The 22,013-nt window shown below is 49.7% G+C and carries 10 protein-coding genes; 3 read left to right on the forward strand and 7 right to left on the reverse strand.

The features are described from left to right. Positions 1 to 6: 6 nt before the first annotated feature. The gene (locus FGT79_RS10325) at positions 7 to 1,554 is read left to right on the forward strand and encodes a response regulator (protein WP_138752574.1); all 1,548 of its coding nucleotides are present in this window, start codon (positions 7 to 9) and stop codon (positions 1,552 to 1,554) included. Positions 1,555 to 1,641: 87 nt separating this feature from the next. On the opposite strand, the gene FGT79_RS10330 is transcribed toward FGT79_RS10325, so the two are convergent. Next, positions 1,642 to 6,279, reverse strand: coding sequence for a glycoside hydrolase family 3 C-terminal domain-containing protein (locus FGT79_RS10330; RefSeq protein ID WP_138752575.1), 4,638 nt, complete (start codon positions 6,277 to 6,279; stop codon positions 1,642 to 1,644). A 213-nt stretch (positions 6,280 to 6,492) separates the two neighbouring features. Here FGT79_RS10330 and FGT79_RS10335 point away from each other — a divergent pair, with 213 nt between their 5' ends. Further along, positions 6,493 to 7,173 carry an SDR family NAD(P)-dependent oxidoreductase gene (locus FGT79_RS10335; protein WP_138752576.1) on the forward strand — a complete coding sequence of 227 codons (681 nt, stop codon included), beginning with the start codon at positions 6,493 to 6,495 and terminating at the stop codon, positions 7,171 to 7,173. A gap of 145 nt (positions 7,174 to 7,318) precedes the next feature. Here the strand turns inward: FGT79_RS10335 and FGT79_RS10340 are convergent, their stop codons facing one another. The 6 genes from FGT79_RS10340 to FGT79_RS10365 form a co-directional block, all read right to left on the reverse strand. Then, positions 7,319 to 10,882, reverse strand: a complete 3,564-nt coding sequence (locus FGT79_RS10340; RefSeq protein ID WP_138752577.1) for a cell division protein ZapA — start codon at positions 10,880 to 10,882, stop codon at positions 7,319 to 7,321. A 296-nt stretch (positions 10,883 to 11,178) separates the two neighbouring features. Continuing rightward, complete coding sequence (gene pheT / locus FGT79_RS10345; RefSeq protein WP_138752578.1) at positions 11,179 to 13,620, reverse strand: phenylalanine--tRNA ligase subunit beta; 2,442 nt, start codon at positions 13,618 to 13,620, stop codon at positions 11,179 to 11,181. Between the two features lie 24 nt (positions 13,621 to 13,644). Then, positions 13,645 to 14,679: a phenylalanine--tRNA ligase subunit alpha gene (gene pheS / locus FGT79_RS10350; RefSeq protein WP_138752579.1), complete on the reverse strand. Its 1,035-nt coding sequence runs from the start codon at positions 14,677 to 14,679 to the stop codon at positions 13,645 to 13,647. Positions 14,680 to 15,104: 425 nt separating this feature from the next. Then, positions 15,105 to 18,137 (reverse strand): cyclic nucleotide-binding domain-containing protein, encoded by a 3,033-nt coding sequence (locus FGT79_RS10355; protein ID WP_138752580.1) that lies wholly within the window; start codon positions 18,135 to 18,137, stop codon positions 15,105 to 15,107. A gap of 6 nt (positions 18,138 to 18,143) precedes the next feature. After that, positions 18,144 to 18,641 carry a GNAT family N-acetyltransferase gene (locus FGT79_RS10360; RefSeq protein WP_138752581.1) on the reverse strand — a complete coding sequence of 166 codons (498 nt, stop codon included), beginning with the start codon at positions 18,639 to 18,641 and terminating at the stop codon, positions 18,144 to 18,146. 27 nt (positions 18,642 to 18,668) lie between these two features. Next, positions 18,669 to 21,416, reverse strand: coding sequence for an adenylate/guanylate cyclase domain-containing protein (locus FGT79_RS10365; protein WP_171056161.1), 2,748 nt, complete (start codon positions 21,414 to 21,416; stop codon positions 18,669 to 18,671). Positions 21,417 to 21,626: 210 nt separating this feature from the next. Here FGT79_RS10365 and FGT79_RS10370 point away from each other — a divergent pair, with 210 nt between their 5' ends. After that, positions 21,627 to 22,013 carry a DUF4280 domain-containing protein gene (locus FGT79_RS10370; RefSeq protein ID WP_138752583.1) on the forward strand — a complete coding sequence of 129 codons (387 nt, stop codon included), beginning with the start codon at positions 21,627 to 21,629 and terminating at the stop codon, positions 22,011 to 22,013.

Genomic DNA, 22,013 nt, shown 5'->3' on the forward strand with positions numbered 1-22,013 from the left:
TACACGATGTATTCATTCATTATCGTAGATGATGAGCCCTTAATTCGGAAGGGCCTGCTCAAAAAAATACAGTCCTTCAGCCAGCCGCTTGCCTTCGCAGGAGAAGCCGACAACGGTGTAGATGCATGGAATATGATCCGTGCCGTTGATCCAGATATTATATTTACCGACATGCGAATGCCCGAAATGGACGGGAAATCGCTCATGAAAGCCATTCATCAGCAATATCCAGACAAAAAAATGATCGTCATCAGCGGCCACTCCGACTTTGACTACATGAAGGAAGCGATCTCAGCAAAGGTCGTTAGCTATCTTCTGAAGCCGTTCAGCCGGGATGAAATCCACCGTACACTAGAGCAGGCTATTGCAGCCATTGAGAACGACCGGAGCGTAAAGCAGGAGGTTGTTCTTAAGACTGCTGAGAACGAGCAGATCAGCTATCATGCTGATATTCAGACCTTACTGCACCTTATTATTAACATTCATCATAAGGACAAGCTGCCTGCCTTTCAATCCGCTCGGTTGAAGGAGGCTCTGTCTGCACCTGCTTGCGTTCTGTTAACACTGTATGCGCCTGATTCGAACGTACAGCAGATTGAAGAAGTTCAGCAGGAGTATATCTACATCCCGCACTCGCAAAGCGATAAGCTTGCCTTCATCCTTCTTACGTTTTCTGCTGATCAGTTGGAAACTGATATGCTTGCTTATGCCAAGCGTATCGCCGAGCAGCTCATTCATAACGTCAGCTTGCGGAAGGGCAGCGAGGGCTGTGTGGGCATCAGCTCTGTCTTCTATGATTTCAGTATGCTTCGCCAAGCCCACTTTGAGACGATTGCCGCACTGGATCAGCGTTCCATTGCTGATTTCGGGCGCTGTTACCTCTACGATAAAGACAGTTTCTCGCCCGATGTCATGCTGTGGGAAAGGACACATGAGCTGCTATTCCTGGTTGAGTCAGGAAAATGCGCGAAGGTCAAGGAGCTTGTGCTCGATTTTTTCGCCTTCTACATTCGCCAGCCTGCCGTCTCCCTTGCCCAGTTAAAGGAGCAAAGCAGAGAGATGATCCAAGAGGTCAAAAAAATGTTGTCTGTCTATTTGCAGACGCATGTGGACGGATCACCATCATCCAGCCTTGAATCCGTGCTCAACATCTCATTCGATCTTGATTCCATCCGTGAGTATCTGCTTACGGTCTTAGCAAGCACTGCCGACCTCTTGAAGGAAGGCTCTGCTTACTCTTCCGAGAATGTCATCGAAAATATTAAAACGTATATCGATAAAAACTTCATCAAAGATTTGACACTTGAGAAAGTTTCATCGCTCTTCTATCTCAATCCAAGCTATCTAAGCTTCCTGTTCAAAGAGAAAATCGGACAAAATTTCACGGATTATATTAATCAGCTGCGCATCGAGCAAGCAAAGTTGCTGCTGAAAGGCACGGATAACAAAGTCTATAAGGTAGCCAAGCAATTGGGGTTTGACAATCCGAAATATTTTTTTCGGGTATTCAAAAAAATGACGGGCCTCACGCCAGAGGAATTCCGCAAAAGCTAACCTTCTAACTTTCACTAGTTTATGAATCCATATGAGCGCAGCAAAAAATGACGCACAAACTGTTTCCAGTCTGTGCGTCATTTCTATTTAAGAAATAAGTTTAACGATTGCACTTTGAGTACGGAGTGCAACAGCTGCAAGCTCCGCCCGCGTAATGGTGCTGTCAGGCTGCAATTGCTGCGATGGATTACCTTTGAATATACCGTATTTCACGGCAATTGCCATTGCTGCACGGTTTTCTTGAGATATACTTGCCGCATCCGAGAAGTCTTGAAGCAGCTTGCTGACTTCCGCATCGCTTAGCTTAATAGCAATACCCGCATGCTGTAGAGCTTTCGCAAGTACCGCAGCCATATCTTCACGCGACATTGGGGTATCAGCTGTCAATGCAGAATAGCTAACTAGCCTATGCTTGCTTGCTGCTCTAACGACCGCATCATACCATCTCGCGTCTTCTGCGTTCTTATCCGGAGAGATACCAAGTACGTTAAGCGCAACCATTAGGGTTTGTGCTTTCGTAGTAGGAGAGCCTGGCTGCATCGTGGATGCTGTAACACCATTAATTAACAGCAAGCTGTTTGCTTTGGCTATTTCTCCTGCATACCAAGCTGCCGCTGCAACGTCTGTGAACTGACGATCAGAGGAAACAGCAACGTAGGTTCCGCTTGTAGAAACAAGCGCTTTAATGACTGTCTTACCGCTTGCATCTGTCGTGATCTTGCTAGGCACTGGCGTTAATGTGCCGTCATCGGCAACCAAAGCTAACGCTGTAATCTTTTGACCGGCATCCTTCTCAATCGTTACAGTCGCTGCTGCGTAGGAGCCGCTTAATTGACTGACTTTGATCGCTACTGGAGCTGAAGCCACTGTAACGCCTTCAGACTGAATGTTTTTCACTTTGGCCATATCTGCTGCCGTTGCAACTGTTACCGTAACCACCGGCGTAGCAGGAGTGACTGTTGTACCTCCCCCGCCCCCGCCAGATGAGGAAGCTGCTGCAATCGTAAGACTTAGTTTATTGCTGTCTTCTACATTTCCGTCGAAGGAGGCCGCCTTCGCTTGGACAGAAACCGTTGCCGCTTTTGCTGTTCCACTGAACGTTAACGTTGCTTGCAAACCAGATTCTGCTACCTCTACCGAGGCTAGCGTAATTCCGCTGTCAGCAGTCTCTAAGCTCCAATTGTCGATATTGGACGCTGCAGCCGAGAAAGGCGCACTGTCGCTATTTATTACGACAATAGGATTTGCTTGCCCCGCTGTCATTGTACTAGAAGTGCTTACTACCGATTTGCTCACGAATGCCAAGCTATCAATGCGAAGGTCAGCTGCTTTGAAAACGACATAAAGCGTATGCTTGCCCTTCAAGCTTGTATTGCTCAAATCTGCAGTAACGTCTACGTAACCAAGCTCCGTTACCGGAACGGATGCATTTGCAATCGTATACGACACTGGCTGTGTAGCAGGAACCTCAATCATTGCAATCGGTGCGCTGTTTGGCGTGTCTGCATGCAAAGTGATGATACCACCTGCTCCATCGGAGGCAACCGAAGCGCTCACGCTTGTCGTGCCTGTCAAATCCACATTAGAAATAGCTGCATAAGAACCATTTTGTTTGGATCTAACCGCATAATATTCTCCGACTACTTTTTTCGCTTTTAGACTTTGAGCGGTACGCTCTTTTGAAACCTCATGATAGATCACTTCATTAGTCGCAAAAGCATGATCAAACACGTTGAAAGGCTTAAACACTTGCAGGGCTGCAAGCTCATCGCCATTGATCTGAATGTTTTTCTCTCCATGAATAGCTTGGGAGGAAGAGCCCACCATCAAGGTGTATGAACCCTCTTCGACGATAAAGCTGTTCTTGTTTACATCCCAAATACCAAAATCATTGGCGTCAACCGAAAGGGAAACTGTTTTACTTTCTCCTGCAGCTAATTGTACCTTCTCGAATCCAACCAACTGCTGCTTAGGAGCAGACTCGCCATAGCCGGATTGCTTGTTCTTAATATACAGTTGAACGACTTCAGAGGTAGCAATCGTTCCTTCGTTCTTCACATTTACAGAAACGGTAAATGGCTCGTTCCCGCTCGCACTAGCTGGTGCCGCCAAGTCACTATAGGAGAATGAACTATAGGAGAGACCGAAACCAAATGGATACGTAACGGATGCATCCGTATACATATAAGTAAGCTTTGACTCTATTGGATCAGCGTTCGTCATATCCAGCGTGAAGCGCGGATCAATGGTTGCAAGTGATGCTGTCTTATTGCCTTCAGGAACGACATATTTATTAATGGCCGGGAATGCAGACATGTCGGCATACCAGGTCGAAGTTAGGCGGCCCGTAGGAGCATAATCACCATATAGCACCTGTGCCAATGCATGGGAATCATATTGTCCGCCGTAAGGCTGATAGACGATAGCCGATACGTTCGGATTGTTTTGAATATCTTCCAGTCCGACCGGGAAGCTGCTTTTAACAACAACAATCGTCTTTTTGCCTTTTGCCGCGAAAGCAGCAGATACGTTGTCTACCAGCTCATAATCCGCGTCGCCCATGTATAGGCTGGAGCGGTCATTGCCTTCACCTGCACTGTGGCGTGGAACCGCGCCTACGAATACGACGGCGTAATCATCAATTGCTGCGCGGTCAATCGAATCTTGTCCAACTTCCTTCACAACTGTTTCTTTGAATTTCACGTCTGCACTGCGATTCGCAGCATTCGATGCGTTGCCAAGCACGGCTGCCGCTGTCTTCAGCTTTGCATCTGCACCTGTCGTAATAAAGCGTCCATTGGCGTAATACCAGTTGGTGAAATCACCAGAGAAGCCGCTTCTATAGCCGTTTGCCACTAAAGAGATCGTCTGGTCTGCGTTGTTCTCAATCCGCAGTCTCGGTGGAATGGCGCTTGTGTTGCCAAGCATAGCCGCAAGATCCCAGTCGTTATCCGTCAAATTCAACCTAGTGGCATCCGTATTGCCTACAACTGCATTATTCGCTGTAGGTGATGTCACCCAACGATTGTTTTTAAGCGAAAGCAAGCTGGAGCCTTCTTGTCCCCAATCGAACACTTGGAACAAGTGCGCCGAATCTGCCGGATTCAGCGGATCTTCCGTCGTTACAAGCTGAGCGCCTCCAGCAATGACATTCGGATCGTATACATTAGCCGTAACCGTCTGATTGTTGCTCACTGCCGTAAGTGCAATGACTTTACCTGCAGAATCATAAGAAACATGATTTGCGCCATTTGCATTAATAATCGCTAGCAGCGGCGAGATGCCCGATTGTGGAAGCACCGGTGTCGTGCCTACTGAATAAGTCGTTTTGAATCTCGCATCAGCATACACACCAGACACCGCAGCATTTTTATTTTTGGCCAGCGGCAGGACGCCATCATTTTTCAGCAAAACGATGCTCTCTTGAGCCGCTTGCAGTGCTACCTGTTGATGCTCTGGCAAGCTGTAGGTTGCTGCTGCTGCTGTCCGTACATCCTTTGCATCCTGAGCGAAAGGATAAAATTTAGGAATCCCGTTGTCATCTACTTCGTTAAAGATCCCAACGCGCACCATCTGGTTGACATGCGGCCTTGCAGCCGTAATCAAATCTTCAGCCGTTATGCCGTACTCGCCCTTGTTGACAAGTGCAACAAGATCCGGGACATCCGCAGCAGTTGTTCCAGAAGGTCGTCCGGCATTCGCCTCAGCAAGCGCCATTAGGACAGTCGCATGCGTACGGTCAACTGCGTAGTTCGTATCATAGCCGTTGCTTAGATTGCCCGAACTAGAGACATGGGCATCACCGTTAAAGTCTGGTGAGCTGTATACCCCGTATTTAGAGAAATCGTTCGCATGAAGCTGCAGAGGAGACAAAATATTCGGAATACCGTTGGTCCGGCCGAATGAAGTCATCACACCTGCGATCGAGCCAGATTCAAATCCCTTGAGCGGACTGCGCGTCTGGTACTCGAACATCGCCCTTGCGCTGGCGCTATTATTAGCGGTTTCACGGAACCATTGTGCGTTGTATACGCTATAATGCTTCGTACCGACAGCAGCGCGCATCCAGAAGCCGTCTTCACTTGCCGATTGGTCAATTCCGCTAAGACCGGAGGCCATTTCATCAATCAACGTTCCTGCCATGTAAGGGTCTTCGGAGTAACCTTCGTCAAATCGTCCGCTTAGCGGATTAATCCGCATATCGCTGACAACCGTGAATGCAACAGTCGCGGATGCATTGGCTCCTCCATGGATATTGGATTCGCCTTGCTTCACCTTCAGCAAGCTGATCTTCTCATTACCCATAACTTTACCGATATTAGCAAGAAGCTCCTTGTTCCAGGTTTGTCCCATTCCGACCAAAGCAGGGAAATCAGTAGAAACCCCTTGAACATTATCAGCCGCAGCCAATGCGCCAGGGATCACCTTGCCGGCATTCGCGCCTTGCGTAAGTGTATAATGATTGCGGGAGCCTGTTACATAAACAGCAGGACCCTCTAAGCCTGTGTACTCGAAATAACGATCCACATAAGCATCCAAGTGATCCGGATTGCCGTCGAACAATGGCATTCCGTCAAAAACGCCTCCATTTTGTGTTTTAAACGCAATACTTTCCGCTGCGTATGCATGCGGAGCCGCATTGGCAGCTATACTGGTCGTAAGGACCCCTGCAAGCACCAAGGACAACATTTTTTTTCCCCATTTACGCTGGGCTGTTTGGTTCATTTTTTCGCACCCTTTCTCTTGTTAATATGCAACCGCTTTCACGAATGACCCAAACTCATTATACGATTGCAGAGGGTACACTTTGTTTTTACCTTTTGGTGCAGTAATTTTAGATCCTTGCTCCTCTATGCCACGGAACAGTGGTTCCTCTTTCCCTAGGCCCACTCCTCTGATAAGATATTCTCAAAACGAACAGCGAATGGAGGAATGGTGATGGGCAACCTTCATAACCGGATCGCCATTATTAGCGGAGCAGGAACGGGGCTCGGACGCGCTGCATCCATTTCATTTGCAGCAGCAGGTGCAGATGTTGTGCTGCTTGGCAGACGTTTGTCCAAACTAGAAGAGACCGCAGCACTTGTTAAAGCGAAGACGCAGAAGGATGCGCTGATTCTGCAAACGGATGTTTCAGAGGAGCAGCAGGTACAGGATACAGTAGCCGCTGTAATGAAACAGTTTGACCGTATTGATATTCTGTTGAACAATGCTGCTGTATTTGAATCAGGTACCGTGCTGGAACTAACTTCCGAAGAGTGGCAAAACCAAATTGCTACGAATCTCACCGGTCCTTTCTTATTAACGAAGGCTGTACTCCCCGCTATGCGCAAAGCCAAATATGGTCGTATCATCAATATAACCTCCGGCTTATCTTGGAGCGGTTCAGGCGGTTATGCTGCTTACAGTGCAGCCAAAGCCGGATTAGAGTCTTTAACACGCACACTGGCAGGTGAAGAATATGAATACGGCATTCTAGCCAATCTCTATAATCCTGGGACGCTTCGTTCGGAGATGCATGCCACCGGCAAAGACCCGGCAGTCGTAACACCCGATCTCATCCGATTAGCAAGCTTGCCTGCTGGCGGTCCAACGGGTTCTATAGTTTCTTACGGTTAGTTATATAGAACACATGGCTCAGGTCGTTTAAGACGAAATCATGAGAATGTCTATACCCTTTAGGCGTAATGTAAAAAGCAGCCCGTTCCAGTTTTCTGGAACGGGCTGCTTGCATGAAATTTCCCTTGCTATTAATCGCATTGTATTAGCTATGTTCAATGAGCTCGATCCACTCATTATATTCCGTTTGGAGCTTGGAGTACTCGTTTCTCAACTTATGATGCTGCTCAAGCAAATCGGCATGATCTCCGGCAATCTTTTCTGCTGAGCGCATCGCTTCATCCCTTTCATAGGAAAGAGATTCCAGCGCGCTCGCAGCTTCATCACGCTCATTCGCAAGCTGCTCAGCCTTGCGGGCGGCTTCCTCACGCACTCTTCCGAGAATCGCCGTATGCTCACTCAGCTCTTCCTTGAGCTCAGATGCTGCTGCTGCTTCCTGCATGGCTTGCTCCAGCCGCTCGCGCATTGCGCTCTCCACAGATGCTCGCGACTGCTGCTCAAGGGCAAGCCGATCTGCCTCGGCTACTGCAAGCTCAGCGAATTGCTGCTGCTCCTGGAGCTGCTCGCTCAGCTCGCGTTCGCGGGCTGCTGCCACTTCAAGCTGCTGCGCTGCGATTCGCTCGCGTGCTGCTGTCCATTCAAGCTGCTCGGTTAGCTCGAGATCCCTTAGCTGAAGGTTCTCAAGCTCGGTTTTATAAGCTTGCTCGCCCTCTGCCGCAGAAGCTGCAATCTGCTCGATTTGGTCCAGCTGCGTTTGCAGCTTGCGAAGCTTCGTATCATAGTCATGCTGCTGCTGCAGTAGCAGTTCCTCTTGATTTGCTGCAAGCTGCTTCAACTGCTCGTCATGCTCAGCAGCCGCTAGCTGAATGCGCTCCTCTTGCTCTAGCAAGAGCATCGTCCGCTCTTCCTCATGCTTGGCAGCAAGTCTATTGCAGCGCTCCTCGTGCTGGTCAATCAGCTGTTCAGACCTTGCAGCCTGATCGGCAGCATAAGCAATGGACTTCTGATCAAACTGCTCAGCGAGCTGCCTATATTGTTCCTCGTGCTGTAATTCCTTCTCGAACAATTGCTCTTCTAGCTGCTCTGCCAGCTGCTTCGATTGTTCTACATGCTGCGCATCCTTCTCAAGCAACTGCTCTTCTTGCTGCTTAGCCAGCTTTTTCAATTGTTCTTCGTGCTGCGCATCCTTCACAAGCAACTGCTCTTCTAACTGCTCCGCCAGCCTTCTGCCAAGCTCAGCGTAGTCTGTATCCTTTTGCTCGAGCTTAGCCTCATAATCAACTGTGAGCGATCTCCGCTGCTCCTCGTTCTGCATTTCTTGCTCGAGCAATTGCTCTTCTAGCTGCTCCGCCAGCCTTCTGCCAAGCTCAGCGTACTCTGTATCCTTTTGCTCGAGCTTGGCTTCATAATCAACTACGAGCAATTTGCGCTGCTCCTCGTTCTGCATTTCTTGCTCGAGCAATTGCTCATCTAGCTGCTCCGCCAGCCTTCTGCCAAGCTCAGCGTAGTCCGTATCCTTTTGCTGGAGCTTAGCTTCATAATCAACTACGAGCAATTTGCGCTGTTCCTCGTTCTGCATTTCTTGCTCGAGCAATTGCTCTTCTAGCTGCTCTGCAAGCTTTCTGCCAAGCTCAGCGTAGTCTGTATCCTTTTGCTGAAGCTTCGCTTCATAATCAACTACGAGCAATTTGCGCTGCTCCTCGTTCTGCATTTCTTGCTCGAGCAATTGCTCTTCGTATTGCTCTGCTAGCTGCTTCTGTTGCTCTGCATGCTCGGCATTCAATAATGCAAAACGGGCATCACGTTCAGCCGCCAACTGCTCGTAACGTTCATTGCTCTCTGCTGTAAACTGTTTAAACAGCTCATCGTTGTCTGCTTCAACCATTCTAAGCTGTTCTTCCTGCTCCTGACGCAGCGTTCTCGTCAGCTCACGCTTCTCTTCCTGCATCGCCTCAAGCTGCTGCTCATGCTCCTCCTGAAGCAGTTCACGCTGCTGCTCCAGCTGCATGCGCAGCGAAACTTGCTGCTCCTCCAATTGCACTTGCACCCCAAGCTCTTTTTCCTCCAGCTCAAGCTGCAGCTGCAGCTTTTGCTCCTCTAGTTCCTTTTGCCGCTCCTCAAGCTGAAGAATCCCCAATCCTTGCTGCTGCTCGCGCTCCTGCGCATCCTTCAAACGCTGCTGCAAATCCGATGCCCGCTTATCCGCGGCAGAAACGTGATTGCGTTCATGAGCAAGCTTCTGCTCCAGCTCTTGAATTTGGGCAGCAGCGAGCTCACTGCTCTCTTTAAGCTCTCCAAGTTGAGCGACGGATTCCGCCAACTCACTTTGAACAAGCAACCATTCACTTTCCTTCTCACTAAAGCTGTTCTCCAGCTGAGCATATGAAGTGCGGGACATCTCTTCCTGCTCCATCGCCTGAACGAGCTGCTCCTCCGCTTCCGCTAGACGCTGCCCAAGCGTGTCCTTATCTACCGTCCAGCTTTGCTGAATGTCCGTGATTTGCGCTTGCAGTCTGCTGCGCTCCTCCAGCCATCCGTTTCTGCGGCGTTCCAGATCAGCACGGAAGTCTTGCTCCTTTGTGGCCGCTTCAGCTTTCCACGCCTGCTCCCGCTCCTCGCTCTGGCGGGCAAGCTCAAGCTGAGAGCTTTCTGCGTGCTCAAGCCAGCTTAGCTCCCGTACATCCCACTTGCTCTGCCAGCTTCCTGCAAGCTCCGCAAGCTGCGACTCCTTCTCTCCCAGTACGGAGGCAAGAGCGGATTCATGTTCAGCAAGCAGCGTCTTCAACTGCTCTTCCTTCTCCCGCTTCAGCTCTTGCAGCTCAGTTTCCTTCACGCTCTCAAGCTCCGAAAGCTGAATTTCCTTCTCGAGTTCATGCTCCTGCTTCAAGCTTTCTTTCGATTCCCGCAGCTCGGCAACCTCGGATTCAAGTAATTGCTTCAGCTGGGCAAGCTCAGCTTCCTTCTGTACTTGTAGCTCGACTAGTTCTAGATCCTTCTTCTCTTGCAGCTCCGCATACTCCGTTTCTTTCTGGCTTTGCAGCTCAGTCAGCTCCAGCTGAAGATGGCTTCTCAGCCTTGCAAGCTCTGCATCCTTCGAACTACGCACTTCTGAGAGCTGTGCTTCCAACGTTCGCTTCAGCTCGTGCAGCTCGGAATCCTTTTTCGATTGGATTTGAGTCAACTGCTCGTCCTTCTTCGCCCGCAGTGCTGCGATTTGCTCCGCATGCTCCTGCGTCAGCGATGCAATTGCATCCTCTTGCTGCTTGAGCAGCTCGTCAGCAGCAGCCTTCTCAGCTGCCGTCTGTTCGGCGGCTAGAGCCAGCATCTCAGCCAGTTCAGCCTCCGCTGCGGCTTTCGCCTGCTGCAATTGCTCGCTAGCCATCCGCTTCGTCTCGGCAAGCTCAGCCTGCAGCGAGGCAGCCTGCTCGCTCATCTGTTCCAGCTCCCTGATCAACAGGTTTAGCTTCGCTTCCTCCTCAAGAAGTCTCGTGTTATCACGGCGAAGCCGGAACACCTCCTCCGTTATCTGTACAGCTGAGAGTACTGCTAGCTTTGGCATATCGAGGCGCGGATAACCTTTTGCCAGCTTCTTCATGCTTTCATCAATTGCCGTTGCAACCCGTTTCATATATTCAACATTGGTATGACCTTTTAATTTATATTGGACTCCATATATATCAACCGTAACTACCGTTTGTTCAGCATCCATTAAGGCGAATCCTCCTATTGTCCAAGTAGAGCAAGCATAAACGGCTGAAGCCGTCCTCTGACGGATAAGCTAACGTTTCGCATGGTAATATAGAGAAAGTTGGCGAAATGATTCCCTTTCCTATATTCCAAGCATAGACGTCTGTCGTCGTCCCATAAAGGAGCTGCTTTCTTTTCGCGGTGAATTAAGGGCACAAGTCGTCCTACATCATACATTATGCCTTATTTTCAAAAGGAAAAAAGCCGCATCGTTAGCTCACTAGGAACTATTTCGATGCGGCTTTGAATGTTTCCTGCCTACTTGCGCAATTCAGCTGCAAAAGATTGTTCTAATTGCAAAACGACCTTCCCATGCAGCTCTGTAACCTCTTCATCTGTCAGCGTACGCTCGCCATGACGGTAAACAAGCGACAGCGCTACGCTCTTCTTGCCTGCACCAAGCTTCTCACCTGTGAAGACATCGAAGATACGAACCGACTCCAGCAATTCACGTGCAATATCCCATGCGACGCCTGTCAGCTTGGCAGCAGCTACCTCTTGATCCACCACAACAGCAATATCGCGCTGCATAGACGGATAACGAGGAAGTACTTTATAAGCGATTGCGGAATCTGCTAGATCATAAACAAGATCAAGTCCGATTTCAAGCACATAAGTGTCCGCTAGATCTGACTCCAGCTGCAAGGCCGGATGCAATTGCCCTACATAGCCGATAACCTCGTTGCCTTTTGGCGTATGAAGCAGGACCGCTGCCGTTCTACCCGGATGGAAATGCTCTGGCTGAGCCGCTTCGTACGAGACGCTTGCCGTCAGGCCAAGCACAGCGAATATCGTCTCTAGAATACCTTTCGCATCGTAGAAATCGACTTGTGAAGCTTTGGCGTTCCAAGCTGGCTCTGCACGGTTGCCGGTAAGCAGCGCCGCGAAACGGTGCTTCTCCTGCGGCAGACGAGTCAGCTGCTCCTCATCCGTATGGAATACGCTGCCGATCTCGAACAGCAAAGCCGATTCGTTCTTGCGATTGCGGTTATAAGCAGCCGTCTCAAGCAATTGCGGAATCAGCGTCGTGCGCAGTACGCTCCGGTCCTCGCTCATTGGCATCGCAAGACGAACCGGATTCGTCTGACCTGCAAGTGCAGGGAACAGCTTCGTCCGCTCAGGACCTGTGAAGGAGTAACTAACAACCTCATGAAGACCCGCATCCGACAGACGCTTGCGCAGCTCCCGGCGAATAGCCTGAGGTTTCGTCAAAGAGCCAGGAACGACATCGCCGTGAATCAGCGTTGTCGGAATCTCATCATAGCCGTGCAGACGAGCGACTTCCTCAATTAGGTCAACCGCACGCGTAATATCTCCGCGGCGCGTCGGCACGTTCACTGTGAACACATTGCTGTCAGACAGCTCATATTCAAAGTGCAGGCGTCCAAATATCGTTTGAACCTCAAGACGGGACAGCTCCGTACCTAGGTAACCGTTAATTTTGTCCAGCGATACCGCAACTTTAGCAGGTTTTACAGCCGCAGCTGCAACCTCTACGATACCTTCAGTTACTAACCCCTCCGCAAGCTCCGCTATAAGCGCAGCAGCGCGGTCAAGTGCAGGAATAACGCGTGCTGGATCAACCTCTTTCTCGAAGCGGATACTCGACTCTGAACGAAGGCCTAGCTGACGAGAAGTTTTCCGAACAGTTCCGCCATCGAACTTCGCCGACTCGAGCAAAATATTAACTGTTTCACCTGTCACCTCAGTGCTCGCGCCGCCCATTACGCCTGCAAGGGCAATTGGATGCTGACCATCGGTAATAACAAGCATATGCGGCTCGAGCTTGCGCTCTTGATCATCCAAAGTAACAAGCGTTTCGCCTTCTTTGGCAAGACGGACGTCGATGCGACCGCCAGACAAACGATCCGCGTCGAAAGCGTGGAGTGGCTGGCCGTACTCCAGCATAACAAAATTAGTAACATCCACGACGTTGTTTATAGGACGTACGCCAGCGGCAATCAATCTATTCTGCAGCCATAATGGTGATGCTGCGATCTTCACGCCTTTAATGTAACGAGCAGAATAATGCGAGCACTGATCAGGAGCACTAATGTTTACCGAAACAAGGCTATCTGTGCGCACAGTCGTGTGATTGATAGCTGCCGCTGGCAGACGAACTTCTCGTCCAGTCAATGCCCCAATCTCATAAGCTACGCCGATCATGCTTAAACAATCTGAACGGTTTGGCGTCAGATCAAGCTCCAGCACCTCATCGTCTATAGCTAGAACATCAACGATTGGCGTACCAATCTTCGCCGTTGCAGGCAGTACAAGAATACCCTCCTGCTGCTCTTTCGGCAGAAGCTTCTCATTCAAGCCGAGCTCCTTCGCCGAGCAAATCATTCCTTGCGATTCAACACCGCGCAGCTTGGCGCGCTTGATCTTGAAATCGCCTGGCAGAACCGCCCCGATAACAGCAACAGGAACGAGTTGGCCTGCATCGACGTTTTTAGCGCCGCATACGATTTGAAGCTCCTCGCCCGTGCCCACATCTACCTTGCACACGTTAAGCTTATCCGCATCTGGATGCTTTTCCTTCGATTTCACATAGCCGACAACAACGCCAGTTACGCCTTTATTGCGGGATTCAACAACGTCGATCTCAATGCCGCCGCGAGTCATTTTCTCCGCAAGCTCCTGCCCTGTGAAGCCGGACAAGTCGATATATTCATTTAACCATTTATAGGAAACGTTCATCTGTTATCATCCTTTCTCTCATTGTTACATTCTTGCGAATTGACTTAAGAACCGCAGATCATTCGTATAGAAATGACGAATATCGTCAATGCCGTATTTCAGTAGTGCGATACGCTCAACGCCCATGCCGAAGGCGAAGCCGCTGACCTCTTCAGGATCATAGCCGCCCATCTCAAGCACACGCGGATGAACCATGCCGCAGCCAAGAATTTCGAGCCAACCGGTTTGCTTGCACATCCGGCAGCCTTTGCCGCCGCATTGTACACAGGTTACATCAACCTCGGCGCTTGGCTCCGTGAATGGGAAGAAGGATGGACGCAGTCTGATTTGCGCTTGCGTGCCGAACATTTGCTGAACGAATTGCAGCAGCGTTCCTTTCAAGTCGCTCATCCGAATGTTTTTGCCAATGACAAGACCTTCTATTTGATTGAACTGGAAAGAATGTGTCGCATCGTCGTCATCGCGGCGGTATACCTTGCCTGGGCATATGACTTTAACCGGTGTTTGGCCGTTCATGGCTTTCATTGTGCGAACCTGTACCGGCGATGTATGCGTACGCATCAGAATGTCATCCGTCACGTAGAACGAATCCTGCATATCGCGTGCCGGGTGGTTTTTAGGCAGATTCAGAGCTTCAAAATTATAATAATCCTCTTCGACCTCTGGCCCTTCAGCAATCGTGTAGCCTAGACCGATAAATACATCCTCGATCTCCTGTGCCACTTTGTTAAGCGGATGTATGGAGCCTGTCGGCAGCTGCTTGCCGGGAAGAGTTACGTCCAGCGTCTCAGCGAGTAAACGGTTATTCGTCTCAGCTTGCTGGAACGTCTCCTGCTTCTCGTCAATAACCGATTCAATCGCGGCACGAACATCGTTCGCTACCTGTCCGATCACCGGACGTTCCTCCGCGCTTAGTCCACCCATGCCACGCAAAATTTCAGTCAATGCGCCTTTTTTGCCCAAATACTTTACGCGCAGATCGTTCAACTGCTGAGGAGTATCCACTTGCCCAAGCTCCTGCAGCGCTTCGCCGCGCAATCCTTCCAATCGTTCCTTCATTCTTCTTCGCCTCCATGTCTTCATCCCTGTTTCTTGACACAAAAAAAGGCCCTCTCTCCCTAAAGGGACGAAAGAACCGTGGTACCACCCTAATTCGGACAACACATTCGCACTTGCGTACAGCCGCATGCGATAATCGCCTGACTGCCTGCTGTGAATGGTTATCCCTTAGCCCCATAACGGCGGGAACCGGACAATCCCTACTCGCACCAAGCGGCTAACCGCTGTAGGCGTTTCAGGCGTCTGCTCCGGAGTGAATCTTCAGCAGCCTATTCACGTAAAGACGCTCTCAATCAACGGCGCCTTCTCCCTGTGCGAAAGTACTGCTTACTCTTCTCCATCATCGCTTTACTGCGAATATGAAACAATAATCTATATTATATGCAATCTGACGATGGCTTGCAACCGGAAACCGTGCTTTCTGGCTAAGAATCAATTCGCATCATCATTTCCTCAAGCAGCCTAATGCGAGCAAATGAAGCTCGCAGCAGCCCGATACCGATTTCTGGATACAGGCGAATAAGTCTAGATACGTCTTCGCCGAGCAATTTCAACACCTTCACATCACCGAGCAAAGATTGTGCCGTCACGGTTGAAGCCGTAAGGTCGAGAGCCGAGGTCACGCCGCAGACATCGCCTGTACCAAGAACGCCAATCGTTCCTTCCCAGCCCGCTGCCGAGATGCTCGTGAGCTCAATGTTGCCGTCAACGATCACATACATGGCCGGATTTGGCTCGCCTCTCTCCAGCAGGTTCTCGCCATCGAGGCAGATATGCTCCTCAGCAATATTGGCGATCAAGCCAAGCTCCTCCAGCGACAAATCTGCGAAATAAGGAACCTGTCTAAGAAAGATAACCTTATTCAAGCGGCTCATCATCTGCTGCTCGCTTCCCACTTCTGCACCCTCCTCTACTAACACCGCTGCGGCAATTTCACGCCACCAATCATCACTGCCTTGCCTTGCGTTCATAAGTATCGCGAGCGCTGCATCATCCGTGCCAACAGCGCCGCCTTCTTCCCCTCGCTCAAGAACGGTAAGCAAATACTGAGAGAGCCGGCGCTCGCCCATTCCTTCCGCCAGCACTTCCCATGCATTGCTGCGAATTTCCTCATCCTCATCAGCTGCTGCTCGTCTAATGGCATCAACGACCTGCTCGTCCGCCAGCTTAGACAGTACAGCCCACACACCTTCTATTATAAAAGTGCGAACCTCGCGCCAGCGACGCAGTGCCAGCTCTGCAAGCTCCGACTGCCCGAGCTGCTCCAGCGAAACGGAATAACCAAGCGCTGCTTCGAGCTCACTAAGACGCATTAATGCCTCATCCGTCAGTACTGTACGAACCTCTTCGTCAGGAAGCAGCACAGATAACGCTGACATCGCGGAATTCCAGCGCTTGGGCGGTGAGTCCGGCAAGCTGGCGAGCAGCGGCGCAATAGCGCCTTCTCCCATTTGGATGAAGCTTTGCGTCGTCGTCCTCAGCATCTCCTGATCCATCAAAGGAAGCTTCTCCAGCAGCTTTGGAATAATAGCGACGACCTGCAGTCGACCAAGGCAAGCGATAGCCGCTACACGAGCAGCAGGATGTGCCTCATCGGCTAGCCGTTCAACTTTAGGAATGAAAACCGTTAGCTCCAGCTCCGCAATGACGCGGCATATGTATACTGACGATTCGCCGCCCTCATCGAGGATGCGATTAATGACTTCTCCACAAGCTTCAATACTTGGAGCATTGTTGAAAGAGTACATCGCTTTGACCGCTTCCGCTACAACGCTTGGATGGTTATCGAGCAGCTTCTGGCGCAGGAAGAAGAAAGCCTGATGCTCCATATGCTTCATTCTGCCAATTTGCCTCACGCCTTCGGCACGCATTTCGTCATCCGGGTCCTCGAGAAACGCAGCAACCTTGACCATCGCATGGAGATCTGCACTCTCCAAATTCATTGCCCGTACCGCAGCAACTCTAATCCGCGGATTCGGATCCTCAATCAGCTCAAGCAGATCTGGGAGGTCATTCTGGTTTTGCAGCCTTGCTAGAATTTGCAGGGCGATTTCCTTCGCTGAATCAGCCGGCAGCTTGAGCATGCTCTTAACCTCAGCAATCGCAGCCTCATTCCGGCCAAATTCATCGAATTGCTCAGCCAAGTCCTGCTCGCCGATCGTCTGCACGCTGCTTACGAGCTCACGCATATAAAACCTTCTGCCAAGCCATGCGAGTACGAAGAGCAGAACAGCCCCTGCTAAGCCGACAAAGGATAATGCTGTCCATGTCATGCCGAAGCCTGAATGCAGAAACTGCAGTCCGGCTCCGATCATTATACCAGCCGACGCCGCGATTCCTTGCGCCGCATACCGGTAGCTGTCACGCTGCGCAAGAGGCAGCGTCTTGAAGAACAGCTGATACGAAGGCTCCGCAGAGTAATACAGAAGCAAATACAGCAGCATATAACCGACAGAAATGATCGGAAGTGCCGCCGTTCCGCCAACGAAAAACAAAGCAGCAGCGAAGGATAGAACATACACGCCTGATATAGCCGTAAGCATCTGGCTTGCACCAAGCCGCGCCATTAACTTTCCGGATACGGTTTGCAGAAGAAACGCAAGCACGAACAATACCATCGTAATCATCCCGAAGAAGCGGCTGAAGGCCTGCTCGCTTGGGAATGACATTTTGGTCACATTCAAAAACTCATATTCCATAAGGAAATAAAGGGCAGGCATAAGCGTCATCAGCAAAATTACAGTAAGCAGAAAAGGGGAGCGCAGTGCATGCTTGAACACGGCAGCTGTTGACACTTGCTCTTCTTCCAAGGCACTCGCTTCCATCTTAATGGAGAGCGGAACCAAGTAACGTGAGATGACTTTCCGGTAATTGGGCAATGCAGCAATCAGCAGCAGCCCGCTCGCTGCATATACGACCTCTGGCCCAAATGCCAAACTGATCAGCTGAGCGAGCAAGCCTGCTGCCACTCCGCCCAAAGTCGCAGAACCTACAAATACGGGCATCAAGCGTTTCGCCTGCTGTGTTGAGCACAAATCGACTGCAAGACTCCATAATAGGAGAGTCTGCTGCCTGACAACGAAGCTGGACGCAATAAACAGAACCGGGTAGTAAGCTCTGGCCTCTATGCCAAAGCCTTGCATCGCCAGCAGTACAATTGCGTTGACCAATACGATGCCGAGCATGATGCCGAACAAGACACGCATGAGCTTCGGCTTAGGCAATCTGGCAGCAAGCCATGACAACAGCCACGCCTCGAGCGGCAAAATAACCGCTTCCGCCGCATAAACATATGGCAGATATTCGCTTCCGAACCTTTGGTTAAACAACGTCATGAAGCCGTTATAATTAAGCATCTCGGATATGCCGCAAATAAAAAAAACAGGCGCCATCATTAGCAGCTTGCGCTGATCTTCAGGACGGGCGCCGATTGCTCGCAATAATCTTTCTATGTTCATTTCTTTTTAAACCAGCTTTCGATGATAGATTAACCGGTCTTCTCCTTCGTAGTAATAATCCGGGCATCTGCCGACAAGCGAAAAGCCGCTTTTTTCAAAAACATGCCGAATACGGTCATACTCCGGCAAATCACATGTATAAGTAACCAAATATCTAGCTCGTACGGTCTCCAGAAAAACATACATTTGCTCCATAAGCAGCGCGGCTACGCCTACCTTGCGGTAGTCATGATGGACAACGAGATAATCCCAGCTATACCCGCCTGTCTTCTGTTCGTTCTCAGCGACGCAGTTGATGCCTATGATTTCGCCAGCTTCATCCTCTGCATACCAGAAATATATGTTTTCCTTCAGCGCACGGAAGGGCAGTTCCTGGAAATGAATCAGCTCGCCCGGCGTATAGCGGGTATCATCGAAGGAATGATCCGATAATAAAAACTGGACGATTCTCTCTGCTTCCTCTGCCTTCGCTAAACGATTCAACCGAATTTGTCCCACTATCATGTGCCCCGCCTCCCATATGTTGAGAAATTAAACCGCCAGCGTTCCGTTCCAGCCCTCAGTCGAGCCTTTCTGGTAATACTCATCACAAAGATAGAAGTACAGCTTTGCCGCTTTGTCGAAACGATTGATCTTTATAACCTCGATAAAGGTTTCCCTTGCATCGAAGAAACGTCCCTCCTGGCATAGCATAATGCCCTTCTCGAACAATACTTTCGTTCTATCCTTCAAGCTCCGCTCCATATCCGAATCGCCCTCATACACATCAATAAGCTCTATCGGCTCGTCCTTGCCTTCAATGCGGACTCGTCCAAGCTGACGGAAGCGGAAGCGCTCTGGTGCTCTAAGCTGTTCAAAGAAGGTACGCGTTACGAGAATAGACGCCCCCATCGTATCGGACATACGCTCCAAGGTTGCCGTAATATTCACATCATCAGAGATGACGTTACCCTCCATACGCTGCTCTTCCCCAACAATACCGAGCATGAGCGGTCCCTTGTGGATTGCCATGCCAAGATCTACGGGTGCGAAGCCTGAGGACTTCAAGCTTTCATTATAGGACACGAGTTCTCTGCGAATAGAGACGGCCGCTCGCAGCGCATCCTCGTTACGAGCAGGAAACAACGCCATAAAGCCCGCTCCCAAATATTTGCTAATGAGTCCCTCTTCCGTCCGTACGAACGGGCTGAAACGCTTGAGAAACGCATTCATGAAATCGAAATTTTGCTTAGGCGACAGCTGCTTCGATAAATGGTGGAACGAGCGAATATTCGCTACCATTACCGTCATATTTTGCTGAACCTGATCACCAAGATGAATATCGGTTATGCCTTTTTTGCCTAAATATTTAAATATTTGCTGTGGTACGAATCGGTGTGACGCCTCACTAAAGGAAGTAATATCCTTAATGTAGGTTCGGATATGGATCGCCATGCGGTTGAATTGCTCACCCAGATCTCCTACCTCATCCTGCGAGCGTATATTAACCCTTACATCCCAATTTCCGTTCGCCATCTCCATGACACTCTTGCGAAGCTTTCGCAGAGAAGACAACAGATAATACGTAACGGCAAGGACCAGTATGATTAGTGCTACGCTAATCAGTCCAATATTGAGCATAATGTTCTTATAAATCGTTTGATTGGATTGGGATAAGACGTTGAAATCACGGCCGGTTTCATAGACCCCTACAATCTTGTTCGAGGAATCATAGATAGGACCGATCGCATACAGCCACTTTCCAGTTGCATCCTCCCACTGGTCTGTCACAACCTCACCGTTCTCGACGACAAGCCTGTTAAGCTCGTTAATCGGGAATGGCTTATACATATTAACGCCGTCATCGTCATCCATCATAATGAAGATTTCACCATTCTCGTATCTATAGAGGGAACTATACAAGCCTTTGCGAGTAGCCGGATCCTCGCTTTCAAACAGGAAGTTCATCTTGCTGCGAATCGTCTGATAATCTTCGCTCATATAATCGTACGGTGACGTCAAACGATTTAGCTGATCGCCGTTTATTATATTTTGCCCGTTCCGAGCAAGCAGCGACAGCTGCTTCTGCATCTCTTCCTCCATCTTGCTGGAGAAGCTGTTATAAATAAAATTAGATAATAAAATCATGGCAATAATTAGGATTGGCACAATAGCGAATACCTGTTTGAAGAACAATGAAATTCTGCGATTCAACACATGTACATAAAACAACCTAACCAGCAGCAGCAATATGATCAGCAGCGCCGCTGCGCCAAGCCATGTCAGCCAGCCGGTTATAATCGTGCTGCGATCATAGGTCAGCTTCGTCGTTACTTGTGCCGAATTGTTGCTTCCATTAATGACAACCTTGCTGTCGCCTAGAATAAGCTCCAGCCGTCCTGCAGGGTCCAGCGTCAAATCCATAATTTCGAGGCTTTCGGCTGCGGGTGCCGCTGCTTGCAGCGCCGCTTCGTCGACGACTGTAGTCAAATCAGTAGAGTCCGCAGCATTCATGCTCGTAACCGCATTTACTAGACGATCAATGAAATAGATCCGACCGTTCTCATCCAGCAGCAGCCCTTCAGGGAAGTTTTTACGCGTACGATCCATCCCTTCGAGCGGATAAGATATCTCGCTCGAACCATCTGCTTTCACTTTAAATATAGCGCCGCGTTTCGTAGAGTAATAGATTTGATCAGGCTTATAGCCGACAATCTCCGATAGATAACGATCAGGCGGAAGCGTGAATGCCAATGTTTGCTCAGGGTTTCCCCCCGAAGCGGACAATTGATACAACTTCACGTTTGTATCTTCATTTATGTAGAAATAAATATTGTTGCCTTCGACCTGAAGACCTTTAATCAGACCGACACGCTTATTCGTACCGCTCCCCTTATAGGTATATAGAAGCGTTCCAAACGTATCACCTGGAGCATAACTTACAATCCTCTCTTCTTGAACATAGAGGCCGTAGCCATCCAGTATCGTATCGAGGACATAGATCGTTCCATCAGCGGAAACCGCGAGTTCGGTGAAATCATGTCTGCTTCCGTTGCCGGCAGTTTGTCTGATTAGCTCTTCAATAGAGCCCTCGCTGCTCATCCTTACAATTTCTTGACGGGAATCGCCAATAACAACGGTGCTTCCCTCCGGTCCAGCAGCTACTTTCGATAAATAGTTAAGTGGTTTTTCTGTCTTGTAAGGGGGTGTTTGGAAGTGACTAGCATTCGGATAAATCCAAAAACCGAGACCGATTGCCATAAGTAACAGCAGAGCTATTCCTAACGTGGACCTTCGCATGCGCACCATCGCTTTCATCTTGCAAAATTCAACTATTTCCATAGTACTACAAGTTTAGCCATTTCGCATCAGTATACTTGTTATAATTCATCGAATGTTAGCTATTTTAGCAGGTTTTTGTTGATGGTCCCAATGGCTTATAGTACTATTAAAATAGTAGAAAACAGGAGGAGCAGGCTTTTCGGAAGCTCACTCGCGGAAAGGAATTTTATGGGACAACTTGTATGCGGCGGAGCTACGATGCAATGCTCCTTCGGAGCAGCTCCAGGTACGTTCAATGTGCTGCCTGTCAATCTCGTTCTGACAGCTATGCCGATTGCAAATATTATGGATAACAAGCCGCTAGTTAATATCATGCCATTTGGCATGTGCAATTCAATGGCTAACCCCATGGTCGCAGCTGCAACAGCTGCAGCGTTAGGCGCGCTCACCCCCATGCCTTGCATTCCTGTCACAGCTGCACCTTGGGCACCTGGCTCGCCGACTGTGCTAGTCGCGAACATGCCTGCTCTTAACCAAACTTCCAAATGTTTGTGTAACTGGGGAGGCGTCATTCAGTTCGTGAATCCCGGACAAATGACGATACAGGTGCCATGA

Origin of the sequence: Paenibacillus sinopodophylli (assembly GCF_005930355.1) — a bacterium.
GTDB lineage: Bacteria > Bacillota > Bacilli > Paenibacillales > Paenibacillaceae > Pristimantibacillus > Pristimantibacillus sinopodophylli.

Excerpts from the sequence above, each read along its gene's own strand:
- FGT79_RS10330 (WP_138752575.1), bottom strand. The coding sequence starts at position 6,279 with ATGAACCAAACAGCCCAGCGTAAATGGGGAAAAAAAATGTTGTCCTTG.
- FGT79_RS10335 (WP_138752576.1), top strand. The coding sequence starts at position 6,493 with ATGGGCAACCTTCATAACCGGATCGCCATTATTAGCGGAGCAGGAACG.
- FGT79_RS10340 (WP_138752577.1), bottom strand. The coding sequence starts at position 10,882 with ATGGATGCTGAACAAACGGTAGTTACGGTTGATATATATGGAGTCCAA.
- FGT79_RS10325 (WP_138752574.1), top strand. The coding sequence starts at position 7 with ATGTATTCATTCATTATCGTAGATGATGAGCCCTTAATTCGGAAGGGC.
- FGT79_RS10365 (WP_171056161.1), bottom strand. The coding sequence starts at position 21,416 with ATGCGAAGGTCCACGTTAGGAATAGCTCTGCTGTTACTTATGGCAATC.
- FGT79_RS10370 (WP_138752583.1), top strand. The coding sequence starts at position 21,627 with ATGGGACAACTTGTATGCGGCGGAGCTACGATGCAATGCTCCTTCGGA.
- pheT (WP_138752578.1), bottom strand. The coding sequence starts at position 13,620 with ATGAACGTTTCCTATAAATGGTTAAATGAATATATCGACTTGTCCGGC.
- FGT79_RS10360 (WP_138752581.1), bottom strand. The coding sequence starts at position 18,641 with ATGATAGTGGGACAAATTCGGTTGAATCGTTTAGCGAAGGCAGAGGAA.
- FGT79_RS10355 (WP_138752580.1), bottom strand. The coding sequence starts at position 18,137 with ATGAACATAGAAAGATTATTGCGAGCAATCGGCGCCCGTCCTGAAGAT.
- pheS (WP_138752579.1), bottom strand. The coding sequence starts at position 14,679 with ATGAAGGAACGATTGGAAGGATTGCGCGGCGAAGCGCTGCAGGAGCTT.